This window comes from Clostridioides sp. GD02367 (assembly GCF_045900275.1).
In the GTDB taxonomy this organism is placed as follows: Bacteria; Bacillota; Clostridia; order Peptostreptococcales; family Peptostreptococcaceae; genus Clostridioides; species Clostridioides difficile_A.
The window spans coordinates 89,534-111,073 of record NZ_JBJODK010000011.1; the positions used below are offsets into that span (position 1 = coordinate 89,534).

The 21,540-nt window shown below is 28.0% G+C and carries 19 protein-coding genes; 13 read left to right on the top strand and 6 right to left on the bottom strand.

All coding sequences use genetic code 11. The features are described 5' to 3' along the window. Window positions 1-2: 2 nt before the first annotated feature. The 3 genes from Q3223_RS14415 to Q3223_RS14425 all read left to right on the top strand — a co-directional run bounded on the left by Q3223_RS14415 (window position 3) and on the right by Q3223_RS14425 (window position 2,200). Complete coding sequence (locus Q3223_RS14415) at window positions 3-1,184, top strand: NADP-dependent malic enzyme (protein ID WP_407812122.1); 1,182 nt, start codon at window positions 3-5, stop codon at window positions 1,182-1,184. 216 nt (window positions 1,185-1,400) lie between these two features. Then, window positions 1,401-1,787, top strand: a complete 387-nt coding sequence (locus tag Q3223_RS14420) for a GNAT family N-acetyltransferase (protein WP_407812123.1) — start codon at window positions 1,401-1,403, stop codon at window positions 1,785-1,787. Between the two features lie 149 nt (window positions 1,788-1,936). Beyond that, a complete protein-coding gene (locus tag Q3223_RS14425) occupies window positions 1,937-2,200 on the top strand; it encodes a zinc ribbon domain-containing protein (protein WP_054276162.1) in 264 nt (87 codons plus the stop codon). A 594-nt stretch (window positions 2,201-2,794) separates the two neighbouring features. Here the strand turns inward: Q3223_RS14425 and Q3223_RS14430 are convergent. Further along, window positions 2,795-3,637, bottom strand: coding sequence for a S1 RNA-binding domain-containing protein (locus Q3223_RS14430; RefSeq protein WP_054269551.1), 843 nt, complete (start codon window positions 3,635-3,637; stop codon window positions 2,795-2,797). Between the two features lie 294 nt (window positions 3,638-3,931). Here Q3223_RS14430 and Q3223_RS14435 point away from each other — a divergent pair, with 294 nt between their 5' ends. The 6 genes from Q3223_RS14435 (at window position 3,932) to Q3223_RS14460 (ending at window position 11,086) form a co-directional block, all read left to right on the top strand. Next, complete coding sequence (locus Q3223_RS14435) at window positions 3,932-4,666, top strand: GntR family transcriptional regulator (RefSeq protein WP_054269552.1); 735 nt, start codon at window positions 3,932-3,934, stop codon at window positions 4,664-4,666. Between the two features lie 9 nt (window positions 4,667-4,675). Continuing rightward, window positions 4,676-5,809 carry an N-acetylglucosamine-6-phosphate deacetylase gene (nagA, locus tag Q3223_RS14440; RefSeq protein WP_074178268.1) on the top strand — a complete coding sequence of 378 codons (1,134 nt, stop codon included), beginning with the start codon at window positions 4,676-4,678 and terminating at the stop codon, window positions 5,807-5,809. Window positions 5,810-5,906: 97 nt separating this feature from the next. Beyond that, entirely contained in the window at window positions 5,907-6,656 is a 750-nt protein-coding gene (nagB, locus tag Q3223_RS14445) for a glucosamine-6-phosphate deaminase (protein ID WP_284181744.1), read from the top strand. Window positions 6,657-7,061: 405 nt separating this feature from the next. Beyond that, window positions 7,062-7,778 carry a response regulator transcription factor gene (locus Q3223_RS14450; RefSeq protein ID WP_054269556.1) on the top strand — a complete coding sequence of 239 codons (717 nt, stop codon included), beginning with the start codon at window positions 7,062-7,064 and terminating at the stop codon, window positions 7,776-7,778. Next, window positions 7,768-9,255: a sensor histidine kinase gene (locus Q3223_RS14455; protein ID WP_407812124.1), complete on the top strand. Its 1,488-nt coding sequence runs from the start codon at window positions 7,768-7,770 to the stop codon at window positions 9,253-9,255. Before Q3223_RS14450 ends, Q3223_RS14455 begins: the two co-directional genes overlap by 11 nt. 217 nt (window positions 9,256-9,472) lie before the next feature. Further along, window positions 9,473-11,086 (top strand): sensor domain-containing diguanylate cyclase, encoded by a 1,614-nt coding sequence (locus tag Q3223_RS14460; protein WP_219674232.1) that lies wholly within the window; start codon window positions 9,473-9,475, stop codon window positions 11,084-11,086. 187 nt (window positions 11,087-11,273) lie between these two features. On the opposite strand, the gene Q3223_RS14465 is transcribed toward Q3223_RS14460, so the two are convergent. The 4 genes from Q3223_RS14465 to Q3223_RS14480 form a co-directional block, all read right to left on the bottom strand. Next, window positions 11,274-12,356, bottom strand: a complete 1,083-nt coding sequence (locus Q3223_RS14465; RefSeq protein WP_054269558.1) for a DUF2185 domain-containing protein — start codon at window positions 12,354-12,356, stop codon at window positions 11,274-11,276. Window positions 12,357-12,455: 99 nt separating this feature from the next. Next, on the bottom strand, window positions 12,456-12,788 hold the full coding sequence (locus tag Q3223_RS14470; RefSeq protein ID WP_407812125.1) for a hypothetical protein: 333 nt from the start codon (window positions 12,786-12,788) through the stop codon (window positions 12,456-12,458). 14 nt (window positions 12,789-12,802) lie between these two features. After that, window positions 12,803-13,210: a helix-turn-helix domain-containing protein gene (locus tag Q3223_RS14475; RefSeq protein ID WP_407812126.1), complete on the bottom strand. Its 408-nt coding sequence runs from the start codon at window positions 13,208-13,210 to the stop codon at window positions 12,803-12,805. Window positions 13,211-13,307: 97 nt separating this feature from the next. Further along, entirely contained in the window at window positions 13,308-14,873 is a 1,566-nt protein-coding gene (locus Q3223_RS14480; protein ID WP_407812127.1) for a PucR family transcriptional regulator, read from the bottom strand. Between the two features lie 206 nt (window positions 14,874-15,079). Here Q3223_RS14480 and Q3223_RS14485 point away from each other — a divergent pair, with 206 nt between their 5' ends. Together Q3223_RS14485 and Q3223_RS14490 are read left to right on the top strand one after the other, a co-directional pair. After that, window positions 15,080-16,159 carry an amidohydrolase family protein gene (locus Q3223_RS14485; RefSeq protein WP_243194096.1) on the top strand — a complete coding sequence of 360 codons (1,080 nt, stop codon included), beginning with the start codon at window positions 15,080-15,082 and terminating at the stop codon, window positions 16,157-16,159. A gap of 54 nt (window positions 16,160-16,213) precedes the next feature. Next, window positions 16,214-16,837, top strand: coding sequence for a hypothetical protein (locus tag Q3223_RS14490; RefSeq protein ID WP_223153196.1), 624 nt, complete (start codon window positions 16,214-16,216; stop codon window positions 16,835-16,837). 163 nt (window positions 16,838-17,000) lie between these two features. On the opposite strand, the gene Q3223_RS14495 is transcribed toward Q3223_RS14490, so the two are convergent. Further along, window positions 17,001-17,831 carry a MerR family transcriptional regulator gene (locus Q3223_RS14495; RefSeq protein WP_407812128.1) on the bottom strand — a complete coding sequence of 277 codons (831 nt, stop codon included), beginning with the start codon at window positions 17,829-17,831 and terminating at the stop codon, window positions 17,001-17,003. Window positions 17,832-17,903: 72 nt separating this feature from the next. On the opposite strand from Q3223_RS14495, the gene Q3223_RS14500 reads away from it, so the two are divergent. Both Q3223_RS14500 and Q3223_RS14505 read left to right on the top strand, forming a co-directional pair. After that, a complete protein-coding gene (locus Q3223_RS14500; protein ID WP_074178261.1) occupies window positions 17,904-19,631 on the top strand; it encodes an ABC transporter ATP-binding protein in 1,728 nt (575 codons plus the stop codon). A gap of 35 nt (window positions 19,632-19,666) precedes the next feature. Further along, complete coding sequence (locus tag Q3223_RS14505) at window positions 19,667-21,529, top strand: ABC transporter ATP-binding protein (protein WP_219674237.1); 1,863 nt, start codon at window positions 19,667-19,669, stop codon at window positions 21,527-21,529. The last annotated feature ends 11 nt before the right edge of the window (window positions 21,530-21,540 follow it).

Genomic DNA, 21,540 nt, shown 5'->3' on the forward strand with positions numbered 1-21,540 from the left:
TGATGTCTAAGGATTATGCAAAATTGGCATTAGAAATGCATGAAATCAATAAAGGAAAAATAAGTGTAGAGAGCAAGGTGGAAATTAAAAATAAGGATGATTTATCAACAGCATATACGCCAGGAGTTGCAGAGCCTTGTTTAAAAATACATGAAAATAAAGAAGATGTTTATAGATATACTTCTAAAGGAAATCTAGTAGCAGTAGTTAGTGATGGAAGTGCTGTACTAGGATTGGGTGATATTGGAGCAGAAGCATCTATACCTGTTATGGAAGGTAAGGCTATATTATTTAGACAATTTGCAAATGTAGATGCCTTTCCGATATGTCTAAAGACTAATGATGTAGATGAGATAGTTAAATCTATTGAATTGATGGAACCAGTATTTGGAGGAATAAATTTGGAAGATATATCTTCTCCAAGGTGCTTTGAGATAGAAGAAAGACTAAAAAAATCTTTAGGTATACCTGTATTTCATGATGACCAACATGGAACAGCAATAATTGTTGCAGCAGCTATAATAAATTCAATAAAATTAATTGAAAATAAAAAAATAGAAGATTTAGAGATAGTAATAAATGGAGCAGGAGCTGCTGGTATAGCTATAGCAAAGATACTACTTAATATGAATGTTAAAAATATAATATTATGTGATAGAAGTGGTGCATTAGAGGCTAGTATAGAAAATCTAAATTATGTTCAGAAAGAAATGTTAGAAGTAACCAATATAAGAAATGAAAAAGGTTCTTTAAAAGACATTATAAAAGGAAAAGATGTATTTATAGGTGTTTCAGGTCCAGGAGCTCTTACAAAGGAAATGGTTGAAAGTATGTCTGAAAAGCCAATAATACTAGCAATGGCAAACCCTACTCCAGAGATAATGCCAGAAGAAGCGAAACTAGGGGGAGCATTCATAATGGGAACAGGTCGTTCAGATTTCCCTAATCAAGTCAATAATGTCTTGGCTTTCCCTGGAATATTTAGAGGAGCACTTGATGTTAAGGCTAAAGAGATTAATGAAGAGATGAAGATAGCTGCTGCATATGCAATTGCCAATACTATAAGCAATGAAGAGATATGCCCAGAGTATATATTACCAGATGTATTTAATAAAAATGTTGTAAAAAATGTTACTGAAGCAGTTAAAGAAGCAGCAATAAAAACTAAAGTAAATAGAATATAAATTTTTATATGCTCATATATCCTTATTTTATCGGATATAGGGGCATTTTTATTATAGGCTTATACTGATATATCCTTACCTTTACATACATATCTTTATGATTAAACGTGTTAGAAAATGTAGGCATGCTGATTTTTATTGTTGTGTCTATGTGGGAATGATATAATGTTAATATTATAAATTAATAAATTTAAATTTATGGAGGTGCAAGAGATAATGGAATATAAAGTTAATGACCAAGAACTTAATGCCTCAACGTTTATACCATTCGTCAATAGGATATGGCCAGGAGATTATGATATGGATGAAACACAGACTGCATTATCAAAAACTTTGAATATAACTGCTTATAATGATAAAGTGCTTGTAGGATGTCTGCGAATTCTTTCAGATGGTTATTATTTTGGAACAATTACAGAATTGCTTGTTCTTCCAGAGTATCAGAAACAAGGCATTGGTAGCAAGCTTTTTCAGCTTGCCAAAGAGAATACCCCAACTATGCTATATTTTGGTGCACAGCCAGGAGTAGAAGAGTTCTATGAAAAAAATGGATGTCAAAAGAGTCTACAATCCTACATAATAAAAAAGAAGGATAGTTATTAAAGTTCAAGTTTTCAATCACCTTAAAAGTACAATATTTTAGTGGAATTATTTCATTTTTTATTACTAATATGACATAAACATGTCATATTAGTATTGATATAATTTGAATATGGTTAAGAGCCAAAGAAAAGTACAAGGAGTGATTTAAAATGGAAGAAATTAAATTTTGCCAATGTTGTGCAATGCCAATGGGACAAACTGATGAATTATATGGGACAAATAAAGATGGAAGTAAAAGTACTGATTATTGTAGTTATTGTTTCAAAGATGGTGAATTTACAGCTGATGTAAGCATGGAAGAGATGATAGAGATTTGTGTACCTCATATGATTCAAACTAATAAGGATATGACTGAGGATGAAGCAAGAACAATGATGAACAAGTTCTTTCCGACATTAAAGCGTTGGAAGTAAATTTATACAAAATTAATAATAAATATATTGATTCTGCATACATTAGTAGGTTTATTTATAATGTATTAGGTAAGTTTACAAGGAATTATATGCAGAAGAATATGATATTAATAACAAGTGGTATGCTTCATAGCATACCACTATTTGCTGGTTTAGAGTCTAGCGTTTATTGTATGTTTAAATCTACATTATTCTCAAATTTCAAAGTATAAAATATATTTTTTCTACTCTATTTTTCTATCTATGTCTTTTTCTACCTCAAGATTTATTTGATTAAGAGTCTTTAGCCAATTATCCAGAAATTCTAGTGAAGATAAGTTTCCTTAATAACATTAACAGATAAGGAGTTATCAAATTTTCTGATAATCTTAATGTACTTTATTAGAGAATTATCTTTTTTTATTTTTAACTGAACTAAATCCATGTGTATTTCTCCTAAATAGTTAAACTTAAAAAATCGAAGTAAATAGAAAATATTTTTCATTTTTACTTCGATTTTTTATTGTGCAAATTTTATTGAGTTCAACACTTTTTTACAAAAACAATGTAGTTACAATCAGTATATAGTAGTATAAGAATTTAAATCTAAGTATCCTACTTTAGATAAGTTCCTTCTTCATCTTGATAGATTAATCCTTTTTTCATAAGCACTCCAAGAGCTCTTTTAAAATTCTTTTTACTTGAATTAAATAATATAGAAATATCTTTAGGGTCAGATTTATCATTAAATCTCATATATCCATCAGAACCTTCTAAATAACTTAAGATTTTATTTTCTAAAGTATCAAGTTCATCTTTTCTATTTCCTCTAGGAGAAAGACCTAGTTTTCCATCTTCATATACCTTTATAACATGTAAATTTTCAAGAACATCGCCAGTTTTTAATTCAGTAAAGTATTCATTATGAAGTATTACACCAGCATATTTATTATCGACACATATCATGGCAGAATTATTAGTTTGGAATCCATATACAATTCCAGTTACAACATCTCCAACATTGTAAGTATGGTCTGTTGATAAATACGAATCTATATCTGTAGTGGCAGCAATTCTTTTACTTTTATCTAAATATATATAAAATAAATATTTTTCATCTCTAAATAATGGATAAGTTTTAGCTTTAAAAGGAACTAATATGTCCTTAGAAAGTCCCATATCTATGAAAGTTCCAATATCTGTATTGTCAACTACTTTCAAGTGTGCTACATCTCCAACCTTAGCTAAAGGAGGAATTAAAGTGGCAGCAGTTCTATCATCAGAATCTTTAAATATGAAAACATCTACCTCATCACCTATATTTATTTCATTTTTTCCAATTAGTCTATTATGAAGAAGTATATCGTCTTTTGTATTATTAGTCTGTCCATCCAAAAAATATCCAAATTCAGTTTTTCTTTTTACCGTAAGTTTATTAAAATCACCTATGTTTATCAAATCAAAATCATCCTCTCATTTTATATTTATAATTTAGCCACAATATACTTATATAGTAGTTTTTCACAGTATATGTATTAGTATTAGTGAAATTTGTAATAAATAATGTAGTTATCTATGTATTTTGCAATTCTCTAGCTTCTTATATAGTATAAACTTCAATTTCTTTTTTGTCTTTAGATTTTACTAAAATTTTTACAAAATAAGTTAAAAACTATTGAAATAAAATTTCTTTTAAAGTATAATTGGTATATACCAAAATTGGTATATACCATATCGAAAAGTGGTGACTATATGAAAATAGTAGATAAATCTAGTAACATACCATTGCATACTCAATTAAGTTCAATAATAAGAAATATGATAGAAACTGGCGAACTTAAAGAAGGCGATGCAATAATGCCAGAAAGAGAACTTTGCAACATACAAAATGTAAGTCGTATGACAGTAAATAAAACGATTGTTGGATTAGTTACAGAAGGACTTCTTTATAGAGTACAAGGTAAAGGAACATTTGTTGCAAAGCAAAAAAAGAAATATCAGTTTTCAAACGTAAAAGGTTTTACTGATGTTATGAAAGAAAAGGGAGTAAATATAAAGACTGATATATTATCCTTTGAAATGGAACTACCTGATGATTTAGTTAAAAGAAAACTTGGAATAAGTGATAATACAACAAATATATATAAGATTGTTAGACTTAGATATACTGATGGAGAGCCATTTGGATTGGAAATAGTATATCTATCAGAAGAAATGTGTAAGGGTCTTACAAAAGGGATATTAGATAATTCTTCATTATATAGAGTGTTAAATGAAAAATATGGTTATAAGATACAAAAAGCTGAGCAAGTAATGGAACCAATAATACTTTCTGATGAAGAAAGTAAACTTTTGGAGACAGAAGAAGGTGCTTTGGCTCTTAAACTTCATAGAAATTCTTATAATAGAGAAGGTAATCCTATAGAATATACCATATCAATATTTAGAACAGATAAATATCAATATGAAATAGTATTGAGTGAGTAGGTGAATAATATGAAATGTTTAATTAATGGAAAGATAATATTAAAAAATCAAATCTTGGAAAATAAAGTACTCGTATTTGATGAAAAAATAATTGATATAGCAGATAGTGTACCAAATAATTGTGAAGTTATAGATGTTGATGGAAAGTATATATCTCCAGGGCTTATTGATATTCATATACATGGAAATATGGGTAAAGATACGATGGATTCTACTGATGAATCTATTGAGATAATTTCAAAATCAATAATGAGACATGGAGTAACTTCTTTTCTTCCAACTACAATGACTATGGATAAAGAACATGTTTATGATGCGCTTGAAATTATAAAAAAAGCCCAAAATAGAAAACTTGAAGGAGCACAGGTATTAGGTGCACACCTAGAAGGACCTTTTATAAATGAAAATTATAAAGGAGCACAAAACGAAAAATTTATAATAAATTCAAAATATGAATTTATCAAAGAATATAAAGATGTTATAAAAGTTATAACTTATGCTCCAGAGAAGGACATTGATTTTGATTTTACTAGAGAAATAAAAAGATGTACAGATATAGTATTATCTATTGGTCATAGTAATGCAAATTATGAGCAAGCTAAAGAAGCTATAAACTTAGGTGTGACAAATGTAACTCATATGTTTAATGCAATGACTGGTTTAAATCATAGAGACCCAGGTGTTGTTGGCGCAGCACTTACAACTAATGTATATAGTGAATTAATAGCAGATACAATCCATATAAATAAAGATTTATTTCAATTTATATTGAATAATAAAGGGAAAGAAAGACTTATTTTGATAACAGACTCTATAGAAGCTGGTGGGCTTGAAGATGGAGATTATGCCCTTGGAGGTCAGAAAGTAATTGTTAAGGGGAATGAAGCTAGACTTGAAAATGGAGCATTAGCAGGAAGTGTATTATCTTTAAATAAAATGGTATTTAACTTCTTAGATAATACAAATCTTAAAGTGAATGAAGCTATTAATTTAGCATCTTTAAATCCTGCAACATCTTTAGGTATAAATGGCAAAAAAGGAAGTCTAGAAATAGGTAAGGATGCAGATATAGCTATATTTGATGAGAATTTAGATTGCAAGATGACTCTTTGTTTGGGAGAAGTAGTATATAAAAATATATAATATAAAAACAAACTTTAAAGAAGGTAAAAGTAACGTAAAAAATAGTAAATTGAATTTATATCAATTAAAGCATTAGCTAAAATTTAGGAGGAACAAGATGAGAGTATTAGTATGTAAAGATTATGATGGAATGAGTAAAAAAGCAGCTGAGATGATAGCAGCTCAAATAGTTTTAAAACCAAATTCAATATTAGGACTAGCTACAGGAAGTACACCAGTAGGTATGTATAGAGATTTAGTAAAAAAATATAACGATAACATAGTAGATTTTTCAGATGTAATAAGCTTTAATTTAGATGAATATTATAAGTTACCAGTATCTAATGACCAAAGCTATGATTATTTTATGAAAGAGAATCTATTTAATCATGTAAATATAAAGTTAGAGAATACTCATCTACCAAATGGAATGGCTGATGATATTGAAGAAGAATGTATAAATTATGAAGCTTCTATAGATGCAGCTGGTGGTATAGATGTACAAGTACTTGGAATAGGTCGTAATGCTCACATAGGTTTTAACGAGCCTGACAATAAATTTGCAAAAAGAACTCATGTAGTTGAACTTACAGAATCTACAATAGAAGCTAATGCAAGATTCTTTGAATCAAGAGAAGATGTCCCTAAAAAAGCTGTAAGTATGGGAATTGGTTTAATATTAAAATCTAAAAAAATATTACTTTTAGCTTCAGGAGAAGAAAAAGCTGATGCAGTATACAAAACTGTTTATGGAGATATAACTCCAGAAGTTCCTGGTTCTATACTTCAACTTCACAAAGATACTATAGTTATAGTAGATGAAGCAGCAGCAAGTAAACTGAGTCCAAAAGATTATAAATTAGTATAAGAATATAATTAGATTTAAGTAAAAAATAGCTATCTTTAAATAATAAAATTTATTTAAAGATAGCTATTTTTATTTAAGTTATTTAGTTTATAATATTAATTATTTGAATATTCAACAAAAAGTCTGAGAAATATCGGTTTTGCTAGAAAATGAATAAATATAGTTAGAAGTTGGATTATTATTTTATAACAATTTGTACTGAGTCTGATAAATTCTATAATAATTTGTTTTTGCCTTAAAATTGCCTTAAAATCTAAACAATTTTAAAACTAATGTAGCATAAAAAGCTGATATAATTTAAATATAGTAAAAAATATTATTTATCTTACAGATTGGGATTTTATTGTTTAATCAATGTATTTATACTATTTAATTTAAATTAAGAGTTTATTAAGGAGTGAGTGTATGAATAAGTTAATTTATATAGCAGATGACGAAGATAATATAAGAAATTTGGTAAAGACATTCTTAAAAAATGAAGGCCATGATGTTATGGATTTTAAAACAGGTGATGAACTTTTAGAGCAATTTAATAAAAAAGAGTGTGACTTAGTAATCCTAGATATAATGATGCCTGGTTTAAGTGGTTTTGATGTATGTACAAAACTTCGTGAGAAGAGTACCGTTCCAATAATCATGCTTACTGCAAGAGATACAGATATAGATTATATTACAGGGATAACTTTGGGTAGTGATGATTATTTTACAAAGCCATTTAGCCCAATGTCTTTAGTTATGAGAGTAAAGTCGATATTTAGAAGGATAGAATTTGAAAAGAAACAAATTTATGATAAGTATGGTGATTCTGTAGATATGGAATTGAAATTTGGTGATATAACAATAAATAAAAAGAATAAAATCGTTACAAATAAAAGTGACAATATAGACTTAACACCAAATGAATACAACTTATTAACCTATTTGTTTGAAAATAGAGACAGGGCAGTTTCTAGAGATGAATTATTAAATAAAATATGGGGATATGATATTGAAGTTGAGACAAGAGCTGCTGATGATACAGTAAAGAGACTACGTAAAAAAATTTTAGATACAAATATTTTGATAGAAACTGTCTGGGGGTTTGGGTTTAGATTAAAGGAGAAAAATTCAGATGGAAAATAAAAATGATAAAAAGAGAACAACTAAGATTAAATCCATACTTAAATTAAAATTTTCAAAGAAAAATATAAGTATAAAAACTAGGATTTTATTGAGTATATTGTGTTTAATAATTGTAGTTTTTATGATAATATTAGTATCTTTTAATGTATTGCTTGATACATACATAAAAACTACTGCAAATGAAGAGCTAACAAAATCTACAGAAATAGTAGAACATATGGATAGTAATTTTAGACCTATCAAGCCTCCTCAAGATGATGGAAAGCTTCCGCCAAAAGCATTATCTAATTTTATGAGAAATGTACAAGATAAAGTTAGGATGGCAGAAACACAATCAGATGCTGATGCTATGGTGATTGATTCGAAGTATAACTTGATATTTCCAACAAGAGAGGATGATTTTTTAAAGAATATTGATGAGATGGAATCGATTAAAAAGTGTATCCAAAATGAAAAACTAGACTTAAACTCAGATGAAAACACACGTATCTCTACTGGAAGTAAGGATTACTATATTTCGACTGTAAAAATAACTAGTATATATGGAGAACAAGATAAGTATTTGATTCTTTTTATAGATATATCAAAAACTTTAAATCTAGTTCAAAAGATAAACATTGTATTGATATTTGTAATGTGTTTTGCTGGGATATTAGCAATATTTACAGCTGTAGTTTTATCTGAGAAAATTGCTAAACCTATAAAAGAGTTGTGTGGTTTTGCAAAAAAAATGGGTCATGGGGATTTTAAAAGAACTTACTTTGACTTTTCAGATAAGGAATTAGTAGAACTTTCAAATATTATGAATAAGAGTGCTGAATATCTTGATAAGTATGATAATGAACAAAAAATATTTTTTCAAAATGCTTCTCATGAACTTAGGACTCCACTTATGTCCATTAAAGGTTATGCAGAAGCCATAAAGTATAATGTAATAGATAGCAAACATGCAAGTGATATAATACTTGAAGAAAGTGATAGATTGAGTGATATGGTCGAAGATTTGTTATATATATCTAAAATTGATAATATAACTAAAGATTATGACCTTGTAGAATGTGATTTAAGGGAAGTACTTTCAAACTGTGGTTCTAGACAAAATGTAAGAGCGACAAATAAAGGTATAAAATTTATTTATGAGTTTGATGAAGAAATGGTTCTATTTGAATGTGATGAAAAAAATGTATCCAAAGCATTTATGAATCTTATAGAAAATGCTTTAAGGTATGCTAAGAATGAAATTAAAATAGTATGTAAATATAATCAAAAAAATATAGTTGTTGTAGTTGAAGATGATGGGATTGGTATTAATAAAGACGATTTACCTCATATTTTTGAACGATTTTATAAGGGAGTTGGGGGAAATCATGGAATTGGATTATCAATAGTTAAATCTATTGTAAATAAACATGGTGGACGTATATATGCTGAAAATGGTAAAAAAGGAGCTAAGTTTACTATAGTATTTAAGTTATAAAGATAATATTGATATATATTAAAGAAAATATGTCAATATTTGAAGTTGTTTTTTACATATATCTATTGTATACTGTTGAAAAAAGAACAATATTAAGCTGACATATATTATAATGGTTGACAATTAAGGTAGATGCTTAAATATATATGCAGAAAGGAAAAATAAAATCTGAAGTGTATTTAGTTTAAGTAAGCTTCTTATTTTATAAAAAATATGTATGAAAGAACAACTGCTTTTTGATATTACAAATTTAGTAACAGTTATCTTTGAAGCTTTTGTTGTCCATATGTTTTTATCAGATTTTTTAGGGCAGAAAGAAGGATACACAAGAGCTATAAGATATGCTAGATTGGGTTTTATAATATGTTTAGGGACCTGTAATTTAATAACCTTAAATCCTGCGATAACAATTCCTTTAATTTTCATCCTTGTTTTTTCATCATCATTTTTATATGAAGGAAATATAAAGACACGATTGTTTGCTACTGTTTTATTAAATGTATTCTTTATATTATCAGAAATTGTAGTCACAAGTATTTTTGTTTTATTTATAAAAGAAGGCTTCGAAATAATGCTTAAAAACAATGCTATAAGAATAGTAGCTACAATTTTATCTAAAATAGTTTTTTTATTTATATGCAAGATTGTTTGTTTATTTAAAAAAGATGTACATTCAGATATGCCAATAAAGTATTGGATTACTTTACTTGCAATACCTTTATTAAGTTTATTTCTGACTATTTCTATCTTTGATATAAATAAGTTTTTTAGTTCTGAAAGTTTAAAATTTCTAAACTTAATATCAAGTGTTGGTATTTTATATATTAATTTTATTGTATTTTATCTATTTAAATCTATTGTAGATAAAACTAAATTATCTATGAAGTATGAAATACTTGAGCAAGAAATAATTCATAAGGAAGAATTAAGACTCAGTAATGAACGTTATAAAATTATTGTTGAACAGACTGATTCTGTAGTCTTTGAATGGAATACTAAAGAAAATAAATCATTTGTATCTCAAGCATGGACTGAAAAATTTGGATATAGCAGTAAATGTGAGAATCTTTTAAAAGAGGTTATGGATAAAGAATTAGTTCATCATGAAGATTATAGTACGTTTGAAGCTTTTATTAAGAGTATTAAAGAAAATAACAAACATAATCAAGTAATATATCGTTTAAAAAAGTCTAATGGCGAATACATTTGGTGTAGAACATCAGTAACAAAGATTTTTAGTGACGAAAATGAACTTTTGAAGGTTGTAGGCGTAATTGTAGATGTAGATAGTGATATAAAAAAATACGAAGAGTTGAAAACTAGAGCAGAAAGTGACTCATTGACAAATATATACAATAAAGGTACATTTGAAAAATTAGTAGAAGAAGTTATATCCACAAATAAAAGTAATAAAAAAGATGCATTATTCGTTATTGATTTGGACGATTTTAAAGAAATAAATGATAATTTTGGGCATCCATTTGGTGATTTTGTATTAAAAACTTTTGCTGAGAAGATACAAGATAGTTTTGGGAATGAAGATTTAGTTGGAAGAATTGGTGGAGATGAATTTGTAGTATATATGCAAGATTATCATTCAGAAGTAAATTTACATAAAAAAGCTAAAGAATTAAATAGAGTACTTTATGAGAACTACAATGATTTAAGTTTTAGCTTTGAGGCTTCTGTTAGTATAGGTATTGCAAGACATCCTCAAAATGGAAATTCATTTTTAGAATTGTTTAAAAATGCAGATAGAGCTCTTTATAATGTGAAGGCCTCTGGAAAAAATTCTTACTGTTTATTTGAAGAAGAATTATACATACAGTGAATTTAGAAGATATAGTTTGAGTATATAGTTAAATTATTAAAAAAGTTGACTAATGTAGTGAATTTGTAAGTATTTGTTAAAGGCTATGACTATAAAAAGCATAGCCTTATTTTCATGTATAATTAAGTATTATGTATTTTAAAACAATTCCATTTATTAAAACCAAATTGGCAATAAGTTTTATGGTTTAAAAATATGTAGGATTCATAAATGGTATTATAAGTTCTGTGGCTTCTCCATCTGCATCAAGTCCCCAGTATCCACTATAAATACCATCACCCATACCACTTGTTAGCATAATTAATCTATAAGGTGTTTGTGGTAATTGCCAAATCAAAAAATTGCCATATTTATTCTGTACATTTGGATACATTTCATAGCTTTTTTCAAAAAGTGCTGAAAAATAATCGTTATATTTATTTTTATCTGGATTTTCATTTTGCCATTTTATTATAAATTCTTTGTATTTTTCTGCAACCTTTGCATCTGAAAAGCAAGCTAATCCTGTATCTACACCAAAGAAAGTCCATGCTCCTGCTTGTCCAAAGTCATCGATTTTCTTTCCTTTTGGCATAGCAATTTCATACTTAATAGGTTGTTTGTCACTAATAATTAATCTAGTTGCTACAATTCTAAGTCCGACAATTTCAGAATGACAGATAGAAATTTCTACAGGATAACTTCCAGATGGTATTTTTCTTTCTAAATAAGTTTCATATTCACTACCTAAGTATGCAAGAGGGTCTGCAAGGACAACTTCTCCACTTGGAAAATCTGTCTCTCCCACAATTAAGGATTCAAGTTTGTCACTTTTCTGAAACAAGCTTTGAAAGAATTCTACTGGATAATTTTCCTGATTTAAAAATTTTAGGTTCTTTTCAAATGCTATTTGTGCAGGATGTTTAACTAGTTCTCTAATTTCTTTTCTTGTGTTTGTGTCAATAAAATATTTTCCACTTTTATCAGAGCGAAATTCTAGGTCTGTTCCTATAGGCATATAAAAAATATTTAAAGTAGTTGGTTCAATATTAATAAGAGTATTAAAATCTATAATTGTCATGTTTTTAGGATTGTCAATATACTCTTGTGTATCTGTATCTCCAAAAGCAATCCATCCATTTCCAAATTTACTGTCTTCTCTAAAAAGCCACTTCAATTTTGATGTACCATTGAGAATTGATTTGCTGACAATACAACCTCCTGCTCCAGTTATATACTGCTTCATTTCTGATTTTTCATCTTTCGCTTCCTTTTTATTAGACAATTTCATATAAATTCTCCTTGCTTTTTATAGTTTTAAAATAGTATAATTTATTATTTGTGGATAATAAAAACAGTTAATCTAGCCATTTACTAGCATTTTTTTAACTCAAAATAATGTAATACAGATTACCAAACCTATAGCGCTGATAGCCAAAAAAATCAATCCAACTCCAACTGATTTTTTTCTAGATTCAATTTCTTTGCAATCTTCTTTAGACATATTTATAATAGGGTATTTTCGTCTACCTATTAAGTATATTATTAAACCACTCGAATTATTACCATTCATAGCAAATAATCCCCACAATTTAGGATGTTTTAATCCACGAGCTTTTGCATCAATCACAGTCATATGATAAATTTGATATACAACACCAACTGAACCCACAAGAGCTACAGCAGAACATATCAAAATAAGCATAGTTTTATTCGCTTCCATAATGAGTACACCTCCTAAAATTTTCTTATAATTTGGTAGAACAATGCTGATGAACTTATTATTGCTATACAAAATACACTAGCCATAAAGTAGTAGTTGTCTGGTATAAATCTATTAAATAGCACAAATAAAATAAGTAACATAATATTGATAATAATTGCAGTTATTAACTTTTTATTACTATAAACTACATTTGTACTTTCTTCTAAATGTTCAATCATTTTATTATCTCCTTTCAATAATTCATCTAAGCTAATGGAATACAAATCACTTAGTTTGATAACGCTTATAATATCTGGATAAGATTTCTCATTTTCCCAATTTGAAATTGTTTGTCGTGATACATTAATTTTTTCTGCAACTTTTTCCTGTGTCAATCCAGAATTTATACGAGCATCTTTCAGTTTCTTTCCAATTTCCATGTAGCTATCGCTCCTTTCATAATTATTTTGTCATATTGAGAGGGTAAAATCTATCAAATATCTTTTACAATGGTGATTTAAGTGTGTCAAAATGCTTTTACATGCCTGTATATGTGTTGAAACAGGTCTTATTTCTTGAGTTAATTTCAATCATTTTTATAGAAATATAAATCTGAAGTATTTCATCAGCATAGTCTAGTGTAATACCTGTAATTTCTTTTATTTTATTAATTCTATAAAACAGAGTATTTCTATGGATATTTAAAACTTCAGCTGCTTTGCTTGGCGAATTATTAAAGTAGATATATTGCTTTAAGGTCTCTAACAAATTAGAACCATTTTTTTTATCTTCTTCAATTAGTTTGGTTACAGCAGGATGATTGAGGTCATATAAATCATAGTTGGCACTGAGTAGCTCGTAGAGGATATATGGTATGCTTTTCCCAAATGGAGAAAAGTTTATGTTATATTTTTGAGCAATTTCACTAGCTTTTTTGGCTTGAATATAATACTTCCAACTATCAGATAGCTTTGAAAATCTTGGGCTTATTCCAGCATAAAGTGAATTTAGTTTTAAGTAATTAATAAATTCTTTATTTTCATGCTCAATTAAATTATGAATTAAAGAATCATTAATAAAAACAACTAAAGCAGACTTATATACTACACAATTATTAGATGGTATAAATGCACTTAAAGACTGCATAATAAAAGGAACTTTACTGTCAAAGTAATTATTATCTTTGTTCACTATCACCATTATGTTTAATGAATTTGACTTAGTCCAATTTAAATAATGAAATCTTCTGCTTATAGTATCATCATCTAGATATTTTTTTTCTAACAAATCAGAAAGTATATAATTAGGAATAAGTTTTTTATCTATATTAAATAGATTATTTTTTTGTAGTTCTAGAGATAAAGCTTTATTAAGTGATTCTAATAATTTGAAGTGAAATTCATTAAATGGAATTTTCCATTCACAGATAGCTATATGAGCTATTTCAATTTCTTCTACACATACGGATGAGATTAATGTACCAAGCCAGTTGTCTGGTTTATTTTCTTCTTTAATAGATTTATTATAATGTATTTTTTTATGTATATTTTGATATTTTATGTAATTTATAGTTTCTTCGTCTAAATATTTGTCTCCATTAGAATCTTCAGTAAGTTGTAATATATCACTAACATCGTAAGAATAAGCCAAAACTTTAAAGGTAGAGTCACGAATTATCATAGGATAGCCAAATTCTTCATGTGCTATATCAATTAAATATTGTATACCTTTATTCTCAGAAACTACATCAAAAAACCTTTGAGAGCATAAACTAAGATGTATTTCTTGATTCATAATATTTAACAATTCACTAAAAAGGTCATACTTTTCTTTTTTTGATTTTATGATACAAATATTTGAGTTTAAATTGTATCTTTCTAAATCAATGTTAACTTCATTTTGTATAAATATACCTAAAAAATTTATATTGTTCAAATCCACAGTAATATCTGATATATTTCCTAAATATAAACATCCAGTAGTAAATTCAGTTTGATTATTCTTATAAATATTCAAGCTAGTAATGTCTATATATTCATCTGTAAATGGCTTTAATACTGAGATATATTGAGATATATCCTTCATTAAATCTGCTAATTTCATGCTAAACCCCCTCTAGTTATACTTTATTGTACTATAGCACAATCAATATAGTATATTTTACATCAAAGTTTAGGTTATAACACATAGTTTAGGTAAATTAATTTATATATAATTAGTTATATAAATTAAGAAAATATCAAAGTAAGAAATTTTTAATTAAATAAGAATTAGATTTTTAATAAATAAAAATAAAGGGAGTGTGGAGTATGGCAGTAACTAAAATTACGAATGTTAAAATATTTGATGGAGAAAAACTTTCAGAACAAAGGAGTGTTGTAATAAAAGATGGTGTTATATCATCAAAAACAATAGCTGATATTACTATAGATGGAGAAGGATGCACTTTACTTCCAGGATTTATTGATTCTCATATACATTTGGATAGTTTAAAAAACTTGGAGGACGCAACTGATTGGGGTATAACTACTATGCTTGATATGGCGACTAATAGTAAAGATGTAGTAGAATCTTTAAGAAATTTAGACGGATTAACTGATATTCGTAGTGTATATGAACCTGTTGCACCAGAATCTCACCCTCATCTCATGGGAATGGGGTTTAAAGATAGTAAAATACATACTATTGAAGATGCTGAAAATTTTGCTAAGAAACAAATTAAACAAGGAGCAGATTTTGTAAAAATCATAATAGAAGACCCTAAAACATCTAAAACGGCTTTTGATTTTGAGACAATAAAAAGAGTAGTTGAGATATCTCATGAACATGGGAAAAAAGTATTTGCTCATGCACCTACAACTATAGCTTATGAATATGCAGAAAAAGCAAATGTTGATGTAATAAATCATATTCCTTTTATAGGTAAATTATCTGAGGATGTAGCCAAAAGGATAAAAGAGAAAAATCTTATATCAATTCCAACTATAGTTATGATGGAAAGTATAATATCAAATATAAAGAAAGCTACAGGAAGAGAAGATGTTAGGTTAGAAACAGCAATAGAAAATACAGCTACATTGAAAAAAGCTGGAGTGATGATATTAGCTGGAACTGATGCAAACAATGATAAAAATTCTGTTAGTATAGTGAAACATGGAGAATCTCTTCATCGTGAATTTGAATTATTAGTTAAAGCAGGTCTTAATACAATTGAAGTACTTGAGAGTGCAACAAGTTTACCCGCAAAATTATTAGGTCTTAATGACCGTGGAGTAATAAGAGAGGGGAAAAGAGCTGATTTAGTAATGGTTGAAGGTGACCCAATTAAAAATATAGTAGCAACTAGAAATATAAAAGGTGTATGGATAAAGGGTAATAAAGTAAGATAATGAATTGAGTATTGCTAAAAATAAAAGAAGTTTATATAAAAGGAGATTGAGAATATGTTATTAAGTAGACCAGGAAAGAATTCTATAGAAGATATAGTGGATAAAAATAGTGTAAAAGAGCTTATAGAATTTGAAAGGTTTTGTAGAGATAATGCGTTATGGGATGAAATGAAAAAATGCTTTGCAAAGGAATCTACTGTTTCAATATCTTGGTATCAAGGTAGTGGAGAGGGGTTCGTAGAAGAGTCAAGTAAGATGAAATCTTATGCACCACATAAAATATGTGATACATTAGTTTGGGTAAATAAAGATAAGGCAGTATCAATTACAATGGGAGCTATCCATATTAGAAATGAAATAGATGGAAATTTAGTTGAACTTCAGTCAGATGTCAAGTTTCTGTATAAGACTCAAAAGATAGACGATATATGGTATATAATATCTATGGATGCTATATATGAAAAAGATATAATTTTACCTGTTTATCAGGATGGGGATGTCAAAATTTCTAAGGGAGATATAAAGGATTATAGACCTTCATATGCAAGTCTTTCTTACATGCTTAGTACAGATGGATATAAAATAAATCAAGAACTCCCTGGAATAGATAGACCAGAGATGGTTGACAGTCTTTATAAAGATGCAGATAAATGGCTATTAGATAACTCTAGAAATTAGTTTGAATATAAATAAAGATGTAGGTGATTTTATATAAAATTACTTACATCTTTTTAAATAAATTTTTGTATGCTTTAGATAATAGTATTATAAAGAATTTATTTAATTTGCTATTCTTATTATTAATCTTTACATTAACTTTTGTATTCTTTAGTATCTCCTTTTACATTTTAATTTCTGCTGATATTTGAGTTAGATATTCATTAGAATCTCTTACACTTATATCATATAGGAGATATTCTTCATAAACAAAGTCTCCCATATATAAATTATTCTGATTGAAAAATTCTAAGAGTTTTTCATAAGTTTTATTAATAGTTTCATAACTTCCTTTATGATAAGCAGTTACATAAAGCCCTTTTGGTTTGATTGATGTAGGATATTTCTTATAGTCTTTATTAACTTTTGTAAATAAGTATGAATACGACTCAAAATCTCTATTCATTATATCTTCGCCTTTAATGATTGAACCAATCATACCATCATCACCTAAATCATAGCTATCCATAAAGTTAATACATTCATATAAAAAGTTTTCATCATCATCTCCAATAAAGGGTTCTTTATAAATAAGATTCGTTTTGACTAAGTACTCTTCTTCATGTTCTTTTAAAGTAATCGTATTTGCATCTATGTTACATGCTTTTTTAGTAAATGAAATAGTAGATTCCATTAAAGCTTTAATATTATTCAATTTTTCAATTTCATTGTTAATATCAAGAGTTTTCTTTTCCAAAAGTTCAATTAACAAATTAGGAGTCCGTTTATCTATATAAGTTTTAATTTCTTTTAAAGGCATTTTAATTTCCTTAAGTGAAGAAATTACATTAAAAATACTGAGTTGATGGTATGAGTAGTATCTGTATCCATTTTCCTTCTTTAACTCTGGAGAGAAAAGACCTATATCATCATAATGAAAAAGCGTCTTTTTGTTGACTCCACAAATCTTTGCAAATTCTCCAGTTGTGAAATAATTTTTCGAAATTTGACTCATAATTAAAATTCCTCCTTGACTATCCTGTTACAGTATAGTTTATCATAATATTCTATAAAGGAGAGTGATTGTATGAAAAAATTAATTCGTTTTTTAAAACCATATAGAGTTTTAATTGTTACAGTACTGATGTTTACATTTTTACAGACTCTTGGAACTTTATATATACCAACACTTACAGCAAGTATAGTAAATAATGGTGTAGTAAAGGGAGATATAGATTATATTGTAAAGACAGGTATAATGATGTTGGTGGTAGCAGGTATAACAGCCTTATCAGCTGTTTTAGTTTGCAAAATATCCTCAAATCTCTCATCTGTATTTTGTAGAGATATCAGAGAGGCAGTATTTGTAAAATCACAAGACTTATCAATAAAGGATTTTAATAAGATAGGTACAGCTTCAATGATTACTAGGAGTACTAGTGATATTACTTTAATAGGTCAATCTTTGTTTATGTTTATTCAGTTGGTATTACCAGCACCTATTATAACTGTTTCTGGTTTATTCTTAGCATATTCTATAGATAAAGTAATGACAATTATTATTGTTGCAGTAATGTTTCTATTCATGTTGTCTGCATTTTTGGTTGGTAAAAAACTTATCCGATTGTTTAAAATGATGCAAATAAAGATGGATAATATGAATAGAGTATTACGTGAAGTAGTAACTGGAGTAAGAGTTATAAGAGCTTTTGATAGAAGTCATTTTGAAAAAAAGAGATTTGATAAAACTGCAATAGATTATTCTGAAACAGCAATTTCAATAAATAAAATATTTGCAATACTTATGCCTGTTGTAATGTTAATAATGAACTTAGGTATAGTGAGTATAATTTGGTTTGGTGGTATGAGAGTAAGTAATGGAAATATGGAGATAGGTCATATAATGGCACTAGTTGAGTATTGTATCTTAATATTATTTTATTTAATTATGGGAGTAATGGTATTTATGTATATACCTAGAGCAGGAGCTTGTGCAGATAGAGTAAACCAAATCTTAGACATAGAACCTGAAATTGTAGATGGAAATGGATATAAAGATATTACTTCAGAAAGAGGTCATTTAGCATTTAAAAATGTAACTTTTTCATATTCCCAGTCGGAGGAACCTATTTTAAACAATATAACATTTGAAGCAAAATCTGGAGAAGTAACTGCAATTATAGGAAGCACTGGTTCTGGTAAATCCACTATTGCAAATATAATACCACGTTTTTTTGAAATTCAATCTGGAGAAATATCTATAAATGGTCAAGATATTAAGAACATGCCACAAAAAGAACTTAGAGACAAGATTGGATTTGTACCACAAAAAGCCTTTTTATTTAGTGGGACAATAGAAGAAAATATAAGATATGGAAAAGAAGATGCAAGTATTGAAGAAGTAAAGCATGCTGCAAATATAGCCCAAGCTGATGAGTTCATTTCTGATATGGAAGATAAGTATGATTCGTTCGTAGCACAAGGAGGAAATAACTTATCTGGTGGTCAGAAACAGAGAATATCTATTGCAAGAGCATTAGTTAGAAAACCAGAAATATATGTTTTTGATGATAGTTTTTCTGCATTAGATTTCAAGACAGATAAAAGGCTTAGAAAAGCATTGAAGAATGAAATTAAAGATTCATCAGCTATAATTATAGCACAGCGTATAAGTACAATTATGGATGCTAATCAGATTATAGTTTTGAATGATGGGGAAATTGTAGGTATAGGAAAACATAAAGAGTTACTTGAAAATTGTGAAGTTTATAAGCAAATCGCAGATTCACAACTTAGTAAAGAAGAACTTGCATAGAGTGAAGAATCAATCTGTGTATTTGGAGGTGCAATATGAGTGAAAAAATAACAGAAAAACAAGATATAGATGTACTTAGTTTTGAGGATAATATGTCAGCAGAAAAAGCTAAAAATGCAAAAAAGACAACTAAAAGATTATTGAAATATATGAAAAAACAAAAATTTAAGTTATTAATGATTTTTATCTCAGTATTAGTAAGTTCAGCTCTTACAGTTTTAGCACCAATGGTTATGGGAAAAGCTATTGACCAATTATTTAATGGGATTAAAACTGCAGTTCAAACAGGTACAAAATTCAGTGTGAATTTTAGTACTATGGGAGGTATAATATCAATACTTCTAGGGTTGTATTTGATTAGTGCAGTATTTATATATATACAACAATATATTATGTCAGGGGTTGCACAAAGTTTAGTTCTTAACATGAGAAAAGATTTAAGTGATAAATTAAATAAGCTTCCTCTTAAGTACTATGATTCTCACAAAAAAGGGGAAACACTTAGTATCGTTACAAATGATTTAGAGAAGGTAGCAGATAGTTTACAAGAAGGGTTAATGCAACTTATTACAGCAGTGGTCACAGTGATTGGTTCTATTGTAATGATGATAAGCATAAGTATACCACTTACAATAGTATCAGCTGTAACATTGATTGTTTCTTTAGGTATTACTGTTATAATTGCAAGAAAATCACAAAATAGATTTTCAGAAAATCAAAAAGCATTAGGAGAATTAAATAGCAATATAGAAGAGATGTTTACTGGTCAAATAGTGGTCAAGGCATTTAGCAAAGAAAAAGATACTATACAAAATTTCAAAGAATTAAATCAAAATCTTTATAATGCTAGTAGAAAAGCTCAGTTCTCATCATATGCAATAACTCCAATTATTAGATTTATAAATCAAATTGGGTATGTTATTATAGCAGTTGTGGGAGGTGTATTTGCATCAACTGGAGCAATGACTCTTGGTAGTATACAGGCATTTATACAATATGTAAATCAAGCATCAGAGCCTACTACAGAGATATCTTATATCGTAAATATGCTTCAAGCTGCAATTGCATCTGCAGAGAGAGTTTTTAAAGTTATGGATGAAGTTGAAGAAATAAAGGACAAAGAAGATTCAAAAGTTATCAACATGCCTAAAGGTAAAGTAGAATTTGAACATGTTAAATTTGGATATAGTGATGATTCTATTCTTATGAAAGACATTAATATTAAATTGAACGCAGGAGATAAGATTGCAATTGTTGGACCTACAGGAGCTGGGAAGACAACTCTTGTAAATTTACTTATGAGGTTTTATGAGATACAAGGTGGAAGAATTACTATTGATGGAGTTAATATAAAAGACTTAAAACGTGGAGAACTTAGAACTATGTTTGGAATGGTTCTACAAGATACATGGTTATTTAATGGTAGTATAAAAGAAAATATCGCTTATAGTAAGTCAGACGCTACAATGGATGAGATTGTAAGTGCAGCAAAATCAGCAAGAGTAGACCACTTTATAAGAACTTTACCTCAAGGTTATGATACTGTATTGACTGAGGATGCCTCTAATCTATCTCAAGGTCAAAAACAGCTCTTAACAATTGCCAGGGCAATACTTTCAGACCCATCAGTGTTAATTCTTGATGAGGCAACTTCTAGTGTAGACACTAGAACAGAGGTTGAGATTCAAAAGGCAATGAATAACTTGATGAAGGGAAGAACTAGCTTCGTTATTGCACATAGATTATCTACTATTCGTGATGCTGATTTAATATTGGTAATGAAAGAAGGCACTATTATTGAACAAGGAAATCACAAAGAACTTATTGAAAATAAAGGATTTTATGAAGAACTTTATAATAGCCAATTTTCAAGTGAATACGATGAAGAAGTTGTGTAATTAAAATAATC